The 10,409-nt window shown below is 68.4% G+C and carries 10 protein-coding genes and 2 pseudogenes; 6 read left to right on the forward strand and 6 right to left on the reverse strand.

The features are described from left to right. Both AC08OX_RS10105 and AC08OX_RS10110 read left to right on the forward strand, forming a co-directional pair. Positions 1 to 259 (forward strand): annotated as a pseudogene (locus tag AC08OX_RS10105) (hypothetical protein); the annotation flags it as partial. A 6-nt stretch (positions 260 to 265) separates the two neighbouring features. Further along, positions 266 to 574, forward strand: a pseudogene (locus AC08OX_RS10110) (transposase family protein); the annotation flags it as partial. A gap of 64 nt (positions 575 to 638) precedes the next feature. Here AC08OX_RS10110 and AC08OX_RS10115 read toward each other — a convergent pair. The 4 genes from AC08OX_RS10115 to AC08OX_RS10130 all read right to left on the reverse strand — a co-directional run bounded on the left by AC08OX_RS10115 (position 639) and on the right by AC08OX_RS10130 (position 4,634). Continuing rightward, positions 639 to 788 carry a hypothetical protein gene (locus AC08OX_RS10115; protein ID WP_476607572.1) on the reverse strand — a complete coding sequence of 50 codons (150 nt, stop codon included), beginning with the start codon at positions 786 to 788 and terminating at the stop codon, positions 639 to 641. A gap of 327 nt (positions 789 to 1,115) precedes the next feature. Continuing rightward, positions 1,116 to 1,862 (reverse strand): succinate dehydrogenase/fumarate reductase iron-sulfur subunit, encoded by a 747-nt coding sequence (locus AC08OX_RS10120; RefSeq protein ID WP_011437846.1) that lies wholly within the window; start codon positions 1,860 to 1,862, stop codon positions 1,116 to 1,118. A gap of 43 nt (positions 1,863 to 1,905) precedes the next feature. Further along, complete coding sequence (locus AC08OX_RS10125; RefSeq protein WP_476607573.1) at positions 1,906 to 3,843, reverse strand: fumarate reductase/succinate dehydrogenase flavoprotein subunit; 1,938 nt, start codon at positions 3,841 to 3,843, stop codon at positions 1,906 to 1,908. 122 nt (positions 3,844 to 3,965) lie between these two features. Next, on the reverse strand, positions 3,966 to 4,634 hold the full coding sequence (locus AC08OX_RS10130) for a succinate dehydrogenase cytochrome b subunit (protein ID WP_349256631.1): 669 nt from the start codon (positions 4,632 to 4,634) through the stop codon (positions 3,966 to 3,968). Between the two features lie 164 nt (positions 4,635 to 4,798). On the opposite strand from AC08OX_RS10130, the gene AC08OX_RS10135 reads away from it, so the two are divergent. The 3 genes from AC08OX_RS10135 (at position 4,799) to AC08OX_RS10145 (ending at position 7,658) form a co-directional block, all read left to right on the forward strand. Next, positions 4,799 to 5,749, forward strand: a complete 951-nt coding sequence (locus AC08OX_RS10135) for a LysR family transcriptional regulator (protein WP_011437843.1) — start codon at positions 4,799 to 4,801, stop codon at positions 5,747 to 5,749. 329 nt (positions 5,750 to 6,078) lie between these two features. Then, positions 6,079 to 6,450, forward strand: coding sequence for a hypothetical protein (locus tag AC08OX_RS10140; RefSeq protein ID WP_476607574.1), 372 nt, complete (start codon positions 6,079 to 6,081; stop codon positions 6,448 to 6,450). 110 nt (positions 6,451 to 6,560) lie between these two features. After that, a complete protein-coding gene (locus AC08OX_RS10145) occupies positions 6,561 to 7,658 on the forward strand; it encodes an amidohydrolase family protein (protein WP_476607578.1) in 1,098 nt (365 codons plus the stop codon). Positions 7,659 to 7,689: 31 nt separating this feature from the next. On the opposite strand, the gene AC08OX_RS10150 is transcribed toward AC08OX_RS10145, so the two are convergent. Both AC08OX_RS10150 and AC08OX_RS10155 read right to left on the reverse strand, forming a co-directional pair. Continuing rightward, entirely contained in the window at positions 7,690 to 8,124 is a 435-nt protein-coding gene (locus AC08OX_RS10150) for a response regulator (protein WP_476607575.1), read from the reverse strand. A gap of 139 nt (positions 8,125 to 8,263) precedes the next feature. Beyond that, the gene (locus tag AC08OX_RS10155; protein WP_476607576.1) at positions 8,264 to 9,349 is read right to left on the reverse strand and encodes a PLP-dependent cysteine synthase family protein; all 1,086 of its coding nucleotides are present in this window, start codon (positions 9,347 to 9,349) and stop codon (positions 8,264 to 8,266) included. 188 nt (positions 9,350 to 9,537) lie between these two features. On the opposite strand from AC08OX_RS10155, the gene mshB reads away from it, so the two are divergent. Then, the coding region (mshB, locus tag AC08OX_RS10160; RefSeq protein WP_476607577.1) for an N-acetyl-1-D-myo-inositol-2-amino-2-deoxy-alpha-D-glucopyranoside deacetylase at positions 9,538 to 10,409 on the forward strand (872 nt) is incomplete at its 3' end.

Here is a 10,409-nt window from a genome sequence, read left to right on the forward strand (position 1 = left end):
ACCTCCCCGCCGAACCCAGCTGAATCACTGCACCCCCGAAGGACTTCCAGGCTCAACCACTAAGGTCGTCGACACCTGCCTGGTCGCCGGTAGCCGCGAGACCGACTTCGGCATGGAAGCCATGAGCAGCCAAAGCATCCACCTCACGGTCCTCGATGCCCTCTACGTCGCTGTCTGTCTCGCCAACCCCGAACAAGCACAGAACACCCAGAAACTCACTGCCGAAGCCCTTGGAGCGATCCCGCACCTAGACGAGTAAGTCCGATGCCCCGCGGTCGCCCAAGCCCTGCTCGGCCACCGCTCGGAGGCCCGATGGCTGCGCTACGCGCGCAAGCACCTCGCCGGGATGTTCCCGTAGCTGCCCGGGCAGTCGAGGTACAACAAACGGCCGCGTGCGGCGTTACCGCTGGTCAAGCGGATGATCCGGGAGGTGGCCGCGGACAGCGACTTCTGGTTCGACAACCGCTGGATCATTGGTTCGACCCCGGTGCCGTGCGGGGCCTCTCGGCCGACCGTCCAGCATTCCGAGGTTGCCGGCTGGGCCGGCTACAACTACCGCGCGTCGTGTTCCCGAACCACATAGGACTTACCCGTCTAGCGATCTTTGGTCTGTAGGTTCTTCACATCTGTGTCACGTTTCAGGCTGCGGGTGCGAGCCGGGCGTGGTCGATGTAGCTGTCGACGTGGCGATCGAGGATGCGGAGCGCGTCGCGCGGCTCGGGTGGGGCCTGGCGCTGGTCGGCCGCGGTAAGCGGGACGAGGAGCCGGTTGGAGGACTGCAACGGCACTCGATGATCATCGTGGATGGTCTGTGTTGTGCTGGTGGAAGCAGAGGCGGCCGAGCCGGATGGGTTGTGTGCTCGGGCTGGCGTGTGATCCGTTCCTTGGCCAAGCCGGCGACGGGGTGGTCCCTGACGGGCATGGGGCCGCCGCTGACCTGGGTGGAAGCATTCCGGCCAGGCCAGCGACGGCCGCGTCACAGGTCTCTCAGGCTCGTGATGCGGGCCGGTCCCGTGCTGCGCGTACAGCCATTCGTCCAGGCAAGCCTATGGACGTCGGGTGGACACCTATGGACGGAACGCGCCGATCTTCAGGTCGGGGGATGCCTACCGGATCTACCGGAGGCCGATCGAGGCCCGCAGAACCTCGCGGTTGAGCGTGGCGATGCTGTCCAGTGGGATGCCCTTCGGGCAGGCGACGGTGCACTCCCCGGTGTTGGTGCACCCGCCGAAGCCCTCGGCGTCCATGGCCTCGACCAGGTTGAGTGTGCGGCTCGCCCGCTCCGGGGCGCCCTGGGGCAGGCTGTTGAGGTGCACGACCTTCGCCGAGGTGAACAGCATGGCCGAGCCGTTGGGGCAGGCCGCGACGCAGGCGCCGCAGCCGATGCAGGTGGCGTTGTCGAACGCCGTGTCCGCGACGGCCTTGGGCACCGGGGTGGAGTGCGCCTCGGGGGCGCTGCCCGTCGGGGCGCTGATGTAGCCGCCGGCCTGGATGATCCGGTCGAGGCCGGAGCGGTCCACCATCAGGTCGCGGACGACGCCGAACGCGACCGAGCGCCACGGCTCGACGTCGATGACGTCCCCGTCGGAGAACTCTCGCACATGCAGCTGGCAGGTGGTGGTCCGTTCCCGGGGGCCGTGGGCCTGGCCGTTGATGACCACTCCGCAGGCGCCGCAGATGCCCTCGCGGCAGTCGTGGTCGAAGCTGACTGGCTCCTCGCCCCGCAGGGTCAGCCGCTCGTTGAGCACGTCGAGCAGTTCGAGGAAGGACATGTCCGGGTTCGCGTCGGGCACCTCGTAGGTGACCATGCGGCCCGGTTCGTCCGGTCCGGCCTGGCGCCAGATCCGAAGGGTGAGCTTCACGGTCGGCTCCTCGTACAGTCGTGATCCATTGACCGGTACCGCCTCACGCGTAGTTACGCTGGGCGAGGTGGACGTGCTCGAACTCCAGAACCTCGCGGTGCAGCACCGGCGGGGTTTCCGTGCCGGCGAACTCCCAGGCCCCGACGTAGGCGAACCGGTCGTCGTCGCGAAGGGCCTCGCCGTCCGGGGTCTGGCTCTCGACCCGGAAGTGCCCCCCGCAGGACTCCTCGCGGTGCAGGGCGTCGACACACATCAGCTCGCCGAGTTCGAGGAAGTCCGACACCCGGTTCGCCCGCTCCAGGCTCTGGTTGACACTACCCGCGTCGCCCGGCACCTTGACCTGGCGCCAGAACTCCTCGCGCAGCTCCGGAAGGCGCCCCAGCGCCTTGCGCAGGCCGTCCTCGCTGCGCGCCATCCCGCACTCGTCCCACATGATCTCGCCGAGCTCACGGTGGAACGAGTCGACGGTGCGGTCACCGTTCACGGCGAGCAGGCGGGTCAGCCGGCCCGTCGCCTCGGCCGCCGTCTCCGCGACCGCGGGATGGCTCGCGTCGACCGCGCCCAGCTTCGTCGAGGCGATGTAGTCACCCAGCATGGGCGGCAGCACGAAGTAGCCGTCGGCGAGACCCTGCATCAGCGCGCTCGCGCCGAGACGGTTGGCGCCGTGGTCGGAGAAGTTCGCCTCCCCGATCACGAAGAGCCCCGGAATGCTGCTCTGTAGATCGTAGCCCACCCACAGCCCACCCATGGTGTAGTGGACGGCCGGGTAGATCCGCATCGGCACCTTGTAGGGGTCCTCGGCGGTGATCCGCTCGTACATCTCGAACAGGTTGCCGTACTTCTCGCGGACCTTGTCCTCGCCCATCCGCTTGATGGCGTCGGCGAAGTCGAGGTAGACGCCGAGCCCGCCCGGACCCACGCCGCGACCGGCGTCGCACTGGTACTTCGCTGCCCGCGACGCGATGTCACGGGGGACCAGGTTGCCGAATCCCGGGTAGATCCGCTCGAGGTAGTAGTCGCGCTCGTTCTCCGGGATGGTGTCGGGCGAGCGGGTGTCGCCCGCCTTCTTCGGCACCCAGATGCGGCCGTCGTTGCGCAGCGACTCGCTCATCAGCGTGAGCTTGCCCTGGTAGTCGCCGGAGCGGGGGATGCAGGTCGGGTGGATCTGGGTGTAGCACGGGTTGGCGAAGTACGCCCCGCGCCGGTACGCCCGCCAGATCGCGCTGGCATTGGAGTTCTTGGCGTTCGTCGACAGGTAGAACACGTTGCCGTACCCGCCGGTGGCGAGCACGACGGCGTCGGCGAGGTAGGTGGAGACCTGGCCAGTGACCAGGTCGCGGGCGACGATGCCGCGGGCGTGCCCGTCGATGACGATCAGGTCGAGCATCTCGGTGCGCGGGTGTATCTCCACGCCGCCGGCATCGATCTGCCGGGACAGCGCCTGGTAGGCGCCGATCAGCAGCTGCTGACCCGTCTGGCCCCGGGCGTAGAAGGTCCGCGAGACCTGCACGCCGCCGAACGACCGGGTGTCGAGCAGGCCGCCGTACTCCCGGGCGAAGGGCACACCCTGCGCCACGCACTGGTCGATGATCTGGGTGGACGTCTGCGCGAGACGGTAGACGTTGGACTCCCGGGAGCGGAAGTCGCCACCCTTCACCGTGTCGTAGAACAGCCGGTAGACCGAGTCGCCGTCGTTGCGGTAGTTCTTCGCCGCGTTGATGCCGCCCTGCGCGGCGATGGAGTGCGCCCGGCGCGGCGAGTCCTGGTAGCAGAACTGGATGACCCGGTAGCCCTGCTCGGCGAGGGTGGCGCCGGCGGCGCCACCGGCGAGCCCCGTGCCGACGACGATCACGGTGTGGCGGCGCCGGTTGGCCGGGTTGACCAGCTTGGCGGTGAAGCGTTGCTTGTCCCAGCGTTGCTCGATCGGGACGTCCGGCGCCGCGGTGTCGGCGATGTCGGCACCGAGGTTGTAAAACGACATGTCAGCCCTTCCCATGCTTCCGGCACCGCGCCACGCAAGGCCGGCCGCGGAGCCGTCGGCTGTTCAATCCACCAGTGCAGTGACCCATCGGTGCAGTGCCCCATCGGTCCAGTGCCGTGCCGTCAATCCACCAGGCCGGCGAGAACCGACACCGGAACGATCACGAATCCCACCGTGAGGAGAACCGCGAGGACATTGGCGGTGGCCTTGAAAACTCGGTCCCGTTTCGGGTTGTTGACACCGAGGGTCTGGGCCGCACTCCAGAAGCCGTGCTGGATGTGGAGCCCGAGGGAGATCATGGCGGCGATGTAGATGAGCGTGACCCACCACACGCTGAAACTCGACACGACGTTGTCGTAGGCGGCACCTTCGACCCCGTGTCGGTTGAGGGTCAGCGTCGTGAAATCGAGGATGTGGTACACGATGAACAACGCGAGGGTGATTCCGCCGTAGCGCATCACATGCGTGGCATAACTGGCCCGGGCTCGTTGGCGGTGGACGTACTTTGTCGGCCGGGCCCGCAGGTCACGCCGGCTGAGCTGGTACGCGGACACCGTGTGCAGGCCCACGGCCAGCACCAGCACGACGCGTTGGATCCATAGGTACCACGTATCGTGCAGGACCGGCTCGCCGATCGTCCGGAGCCAGCCGGCGTAGTGGTCGAAGTCGTCGCGGCCAAAGAAAATCTTCAGGTTCCCGAGCATGTGAGCGATCAGGAACAGGAGCATCAGCAGCCCTGTGACGGCCATCACGGTCTTTTTGCCGATGGTTGACCGCCACAGGTTGCGCAGGACGGACGAAGATCGCGGGGGCCGCGGGGTGGGCGCAGGGGACGCCGACCGCGCCGGGGTTGTCACAGCCACGAGCGCACCCTAGAGCGCACTCCCTCCAGTGGTCCAAGACATGATAAACCTGGACTCGATAGTGCCGTCCTATCGACGTCTACGCTGGCGGCGTGCAGCTCCACCAGCTCGCCTATTTCGTCGCCGTCGCGGAGACCCGGCACTTCACCCGGGCCGCCCAGCGGGTGCATGTCGCCCAGCCGTCCCTATCCCAGCAGATCCGCGCCTTGGAACAGGAGCTGGGCACACCTTTGTTTAACCGCGCGCGGGGGAACATCAGCCTGACCCCGGCGGGGGAGACGCTCCTGCCGCTCGCCCGGCGCATCCTCACCGACACCGAGACCGCCCGCCAGCGGGTCACCGAGCTGCTCGACCTGCGCCACGGCACGGTGCGCCTCGGTGCCACCCCGAGCCTGTGCACCGGCTTCCTGCCCGACGTGCTGCGACTGTTCCACCAGCGGTACCCGGGCATCCGCCTGCTGGTCGAGGAGGGGGGATCACGCGACCTCGTCCGCGATCTGGCCGCGGGCAGCCTGGACCTGGCGTTGATCATCCTTCCGCTGCAGAGCAGCGACCCGGCACTGGCGACCTCGCCGCTGATCCGCGAGAGCCTGGTCCTCGTCTCGTCGCTGGACGAGCCACCGATCGTCGCCGGACGCCCGCTGACCGTGGCCGATCTGCGCAACCACCCGATGGTGATGTTCCGCCGCGGCTACGACCTGCGGGAGGCCACCGTGACGGCCTGCCGGGAGGCCGGATTCGAGCCGATTTTCGCGATCGAGGGCGGGGAGATGGACGCCGTGCTCGGTTTCGTCGCGGCGGGTCTGGGCAGCGCGGTGATTCCGAGCACGGTCGCCCACCGGCTCGGCATGCGGGTCACCCCGTTCGTGCTCCCGGGGCTGCAACGCACCATCGGGCTGGCGCGTCGCCGCGACGTCGAGCCGACCCGTGCCGCCGTCGAGCTGCAACGGGTCCTGTGGGAGTACCTCCGCGACGCTGCGGCCTCGGGCAACCTTCCCGACGGCACCCGACTCCTCGCCGGACCGACCTCCGCCGGCACGTGATCTGTCATCTTCGGGCTCTTGTGCAACGTATTCGATGAGGCAGACTTTTCATGGCGTGAAGATCAGGTTCTTTTCGAGTGAATCGCCATCTCTTTTTCTGGTTCGGCGTGTGGTCCGCCTGTCCACCGAGCCCATTTTTTCCGCCCACCCGCACGCGATCCGGTCGGGTGGGCTTAAAGTTGTGCGAGCGGTCGTAGACCGGGCGGTTTCCGGTCTGCGGGGACTGGCTGCGGGGACGACTGTCAACGCGCGGTTCGCGTGAACTGGCGCCAGTGCACAACGGGGGCAGCGTCGGAGCTGCCGTCGACCTCGAACACACGGGAGGCGATATGAACAGCGTCGACATTGCCCTGAAGGAATCGCTCGAGATAAGCGGGGCGCTTGGGGTTGCCCTCGTCGACTTCACCAGTGGAATGACCCTCGGAACGGCCGGTAACACGCATGTGATCGACCTTGAGATCGCTGCGGCCGGAAACACCGAGGTCATCCGGGCGAAGATTCGGACGATGGAGAGTCTCGGGCTTCAGGACACCATCGAGGACGTCCTGATTACGCTGGGTCGCCAGTATCATCTGATCCGGTTGTTGCAGAGCCATTCCGGCCGTGGCCTGTTCCTCTATCTGGTGCTCGACAAGCCGCGCGCGAACCTCGCGCTGGCCCGTCATCGGCTGCGCGCCGTCGAGTCGCAGCTCGACGTCTGAGTGCTTCCGGGGCCCGATCGGGCGGCGCGTCCTCGCCACGGGCCTGGTGCCGGCGCGACGGTGACCGGACGACGGTGACCGGACGACGGTGATAGGGATATGACGTGAATATGAACGCGCCGGCGCTGCGGATCCGTGGCGGCGTGCTGGTCGGTCCGACGGAGGTCCGTGACGAGGTCTGGGTCGTCGACGGCCGGATCACCTTCTCCGCTCCCACCGGCGCGGCGGCCCGGGACGTACGGACGGTCTCCGGATGGGTGTTGCCCGGCCTCGTCGACGCTCACTGCCATGTCGGCCTCGCCGCGCACGGCGCCGTCGACAGGCCCACCGCCGAGCAGCAGATCATCACCGACCGGGCGGCGGGCGCGCTGCTGCTGCGCGACGCCGGCTCCCCGGCCGACACCCGGTGGATCGACGCCCGTGACGACCTGCCCCGGCTGGTGCGGGCCGGCCGGCACATCGCCCGGCCCCGGCGATACCTCCGCAACTACGCGGCGGAGGTCGAGCCGACCGACCTCGTCGCCGAGGTCCTCGCGCAGGCCGGCCGGGGCGACGGGTGGGTGAAGCTCGTCGGCGACTGGATCGACCGCGGGCTGGGCGACCTGGCGTCGTGCTGGCCCGCGGACGTGGCGAAGGCCGCGATCGACGCGGCGCACGCCGCCGGAGCCCGGGTCACCGCCCACTGCTTCGCCGAGGACTCCCTCGCGGATCTCGTCGAGGCGGGGATCGACTGCATCGAGCACGCCACCGGTCTCACCGAGCACACGATCCCGCTGTTCGCCGAGCGGGGGGTCGCCATCGTGCCAACCCTGGTGAACATCGCGACCTTCGAGGACATCGCTGCGGGCGCCGAGGCGAAGTTCCCCGCCTACGCCCGGCACATGCGCGCCCTGTACGCCCGGCGCCATGACACGGTGCGGGCGGCCTACGACGCCGGCATCCCGATCTTTGTCGGTACCGACGCAGGGGGAAGCCTCCCGCACGGACTGGTCGCCGCCGAGGTGGCCGAGCTTCGCCTGGCCGGGCTGCCGGCTGCGGCCGCGCTCGACGCGGCGACCTGGGGGGCCCGCTCCTGGCTCGGTTATCCGGGCCTGTCCGAGGGCGCCTGGGCCGATCTGGTGGTGTATCCGAGCGACCCGCGGGCCGACGTCGCGGTGCTCGGCGCCCCGGACCTCATCGTTCTGCGCGGACGGCCGGTCTCTGCCTGAACGTCCCCGCGTCCCCCGGGTATGCGGCCGGTCAGCGGGGAGTATCGAGGACCTGCCGGACCTTGTCCAGCAGGGTGCGTTCGGAGAAGGGTTTGGTCAACAGCGATACCCCTGGGTCCAGCTTCCCCTGCGCGGTGAGAACGGGATCGGCGTATCCCGACATGTAGAGCACCCGGATGCCGGGTTGCTGGGCCCGGATGCGGTTCGCGAGTTCCCTGCCCTGCATGCGCGGCATGATCACGTCCGTGAGCAGCAGGTGGATGTCGCCCCGGTGCTCGATCGCGATCGAGCATGCGTCGAGGGCGGTGGAAGCCGCCAGCACCTCGTAGCCGTTGCGGCTCAGGATCCGCCGGGCGACCTCGAGCAACGCGGCATCGTCCTCGGCGATCAGGACCGTCTCGCCGTGCCGGGCGGGCTCGGAGTCGGCCGGTCGTTGCCCGGCCGGATCCTGCGACAGGTTCCGCATAAAATCACCGCAGTAGGTAATTTACCGGTGGCATTTAGTGGCCAGAGGAACCGTAGCATCGCTTTCGGTGGGTCGCCACCGCGCCGGCCAGGCCGCCCAGCCCGGCCCGGCTGCCTCAACCCGATCAGGCCAGGCCGCCTCAGCCTGGCCAGGCCGCGGAGGTCACGGCCTGGCAGAGGATCTCGGTGAACGGCCGCGGGTCGAGGCCGGCCGCGTCGAGCCAGGAACCGGAGTAGTACGTGTCGGCGTACCGTTCGCCGCCGTCGCAGATCAGGGTGACCACGCTGCCGCGGTGACCGGAGGACACCAGCTCGCAGGCGAGCCGTACCGCGCCCCAGAGGTTCGTCCCGGTGGAGGCACCCGTCCGGCGGCCCGTCAGCGTCTCCAGGAACAACATGGCCGCGACGGACGCCGCGTCGGGCACAGTGATCATCCGGTCGACGACGTCGGGGAGGAAGCTCGGCTCCACCTGTGGGCGGCCGATGCCCTCGATGCGGGAGTGCCCGCCGGTGACGTGCGGGTCGCCGGTGGACCAGGCGCGATGGAACACCGAGCCCTCGGGATCGACGACGCACAGCGCGCAGTTGTGCTGCCGGTACCGCAGATAACGCCCGATCGTGGCGCTGGTGCCCCCGGTGCCGGCGCCGACGACGATCCAGGTGGGGATGGGATGGCGCTCCAACGCCATCTGATTGAAGATCGATTCGGCGATGTTGTTGTTGCCGCGCCAGTCCGTCGCTCGTTCCGCGTAGGTGAACTGGTCCATGTAGTGACCGTTCGTGGCCTCGGCCAGCCGCCTGGCCTCCGCGTACACCGTGGTGGCGTCCGCCACCAGGTGGCAGCGACCCCGCTCACGTTCGATCAGGGCGATCTTCTGCGTGCTGGTCGAGGCGGGCATGACGGCGATGAAGGGGAGCCCGAGCATGCGGGCGAAGTAGGCCTCCGAGACCGCGGTCGACCCGGAGGACGCCTCGACGATCGTCGTCCCCTCCCGGATCCAGCCGTTGCACAGCCCGTAGAGGAACAGCGACCGGGCCAGGCGGTGCTTCAACGAGCCGGTGGGATGCGTCGACTCGTCCTTCAGATAGATGTCCACGCTCCGTTCCGCCGGCCACAGGTGCAGGGGGAACAGGTGGGTGTCCGCCGACCTGTTGGTGTCGGCCTCGACTCGGCGAATGGCCTCCCGAGTCCATCGGACGTCCTGTCTGGCGGGTGCATCACTCATGCCCTTCCCGTTCCCCGGATCATGCTTGGATGAAGATCTTTGTTCTTTCCGCCCGCCTTCGTCGATTCGTTGATCTGTGAGCTGTTTGTCTCTTATGGGTTATCGATGCGATTGCGGGCTCTGTATCCGCAAGTTACCGGTTCGATGGTCGAGATGCGCCGTCCGTGGGTCGCCCCTACCGTCAAGCTATGCCGGTTACTCAAGGTTCCGGTGCGCTGCCGGCCCGTCGGATCGTGTTCGTCCATGCTCATCCCGACGACGAGACGATCGCGACCGGGGCGACGATGGCCCGCTACGCCGCCGATCCCGACACCCAGGTGGTCCTTGTCACGTGCACGCTGGGCGAGATGGGCGAGGTGCTGGTCCCCGAGCTGACCAACCTGCGGGCGGACCGCGCGGACCAGCTCGGCGGATACCGGATCGGGGAGCTGGAACAGGCGTGTACCGAGCTCGGCGTCACCGACTACCGCTTCCTCGGGGGCGCCGGTCGTTGGCGGGACAGCGGCATGTTGGACAGCCCCGCGAACGACGACCCGCGCTGCTTCTGGCGGGCGAACATGGACGACGCGTCCGAGGCGCTCGTACGGATCGTGCGGGAGGTCCGGCCGCAGGTGATCGTGACCTACGACGCGATCGGGGACTACGGTCATCCCGATCACATCAGGGCGCACGACGTCACCGTCCGGGCCTTCGCCGACGCGGCCGATCCGGACTTCGCTCCCGACGCGGGTCCGACCTGGCAGGTCTCGAAGTTGTACGAGACGGCGCTGTCCCACTCCGCGGTCGAGTCCGCGGTGGACCGCATCTGGCGGTCCGACCTGGCGAAGACGGTCCCCGAGGGGATCACGATGCCCTCGGACATGCTGCTGTCGGTTCCCGATACCAAGGTCACCACGACGATCGAGGCGCCGGGCTTCTTCGCCGCGAAGATCGCGGCAATGCGGGCCCACCGCAGCCAGATGACCGTGGACGGATTCTTCTTCGCTCTGGTCGACGGGAACGGCCGGTCGGCGAAGGCCACCGAGAACTTCGTGTTGGCTCGGGGGGCGGTGGGCCCGGG

Source organism: Frankia sp. CoBUL1, assembly GCF_978021245.1.

What these genes read in the sequence shown, in the direction of transcription:
- AC08OX_RS10125 (WP_476607573.1), bottom strand. Translation starts at nt 3,843, where the DNA reads ATGTCGTTTTACAACCTCGGTGCCGACATCGCCGACACCGCGGCGCCG.
- AC08OX_RS10140 (WP_476607574.1), top strand. Translation starts at nt 6,079, where the DNA reads ATGAACAGCGTCGACATTGCCCTGAAGGAATCGCTCGAGATAAGCGGG.
- AC08OX_RS10145 (WP_476607578.1), top strand. Translation starts at nt 6,561, where the DNA reads ATGAACGCGCCGGCGCTGCGGATCCGTGGCGGCGTGCTGGTCGGTCCG.
- AC08OX_RS10150 (WP_476607575.1), bottom strand. Translation starts at nt 8,124, where the DNA reads ATGCGGAACCTGTCGCAGGATCCGGCCGGGCAACGACCGGCCGACTCC.
- AC08OX_RS10155 (WP_476607576.1), bottom strand. Translation starts at nt 9,349, where the DNA reads ATGAGTGATGCACCCGCCAGACAGGACGTCCGATGGACTCGGGAGGCC.